Source organism: Cupriavidus basilensis OR16, from assembly GCF_000243095.1.
GTDB classification, from domain to species: domain Bacteria; phylum Pseudomonadota; class Gammaproteobacteria; order Burkholderiales; family Burkholderiaceae; genus Cupriavidus; species Cupriavidus basilensis_D.
Genome location: NZ_AHJE01000327.1, coordinates 1 through 1,091, shown reverse-complemented (window position 1 = coordinate 1,091; position 1,091 = coordinate 1). Strand labels below are relative to the sequence as shown.

1 protein-coding gene is annotated in these 1,091 nt (G+C 70.2%); it reads left to right on the top strand.

Translation table 11 applies throughout. The annotated features are described in order from the left end of the window. On the top strand, positions 1 to 1,091 hold a 1,091-nt coding region (locus OR16_RS38955; protein WP_006165002.1), incomplete at both ends, for a condensation domain-containing protein.

Sequence of the window (1,091 nt, the reverse complement as noted above, 5' to 3'; positions counted from 1 at the left end):
CTCGACGGCTGGAGCACCGCGCATTTGCTGGGCGAGGTGCTGCGCCACTACGCGGGCGAAGCGCTGCCGGCTGCCGGACATCGCTTTGCCGACTACATCGGCTGGCTGCAGTCGCGTGACCGGGATGCCAGCGAGACGTTCTGGAAGGCGCAACTGCAGTCGCTGGAAACGCCAACGCGCCTGCTGGATGCACTGCCAGCGGTCACGTCCGGGGATGGCCATACCGAGCAGCATCATTACCTCGACGCCGACGCAACGGCCGCGCTGGCCGCGTTTACCCGCGCGCAGAAGGTGACGTTCAACACGCTGGTGCAGGCGGCATGGCTGCTGGTGCTGCAACGCTGCACCGCGCAGCCCAGCGTGGCGTTTGGCGCCACCGTGTCCGGCCGCCCCGCCGATCTGCCGGCCGCCCAGCAGATGCTGGGGCTGTTCATCAACACGCTGCCGGTGGTGGCCACGCCCTCGCCGCGCCAGAGCGTGGGCGACTGGCTGCGTGAGGTCCAGGCGCTGAACCTTGCCACGCGCGAGCACGAACACGCGCCGCTCTATGACATCCAGCGCTGGGCCGGCCACGGCGGGCAGGCGCTGTTCGATTCGATCGTGGTCTTCGAGAACTACCCGGTCGACGCCGCGCTGCGCCGCGCACCGGGCGGGCTGGCGTTCGCGAACATCACCAACCGCGCGGAAACCAATTACGCGCTGACGCTGGTGCTGGCCCAGACCGATACGCTGCGCCTGACCTGCCGCTTTGACCGCGCCCGTCTGGCGGAAGCCCAGGCCAAAACGCTGGCGCAGGCGCTGCTGGCCACGATGCGCGCCATGGCGGCCGATGCGGCGCAGCCACTGGGGCAGATCAGCCTGATCGACGCGACGCGTCTGCGGACGTCGCCTTCCTCGGCGTTCGTCGGCAGCTATCAGCCCGTCCATCGGCGCTTCGAGGCCCATGCCCTCGATACGCCCGACGCCACGGCGCTCGTCGCCGACGGCCAGGCGCTGAGTTATGGCGAACTCAACCGGCGCGCCAACGCGCTGGCGCGGCAGTTGATCGCGCGCGGCGTGGGGCCGGATGTGCCCGTGGGCGTGCTGGCCGA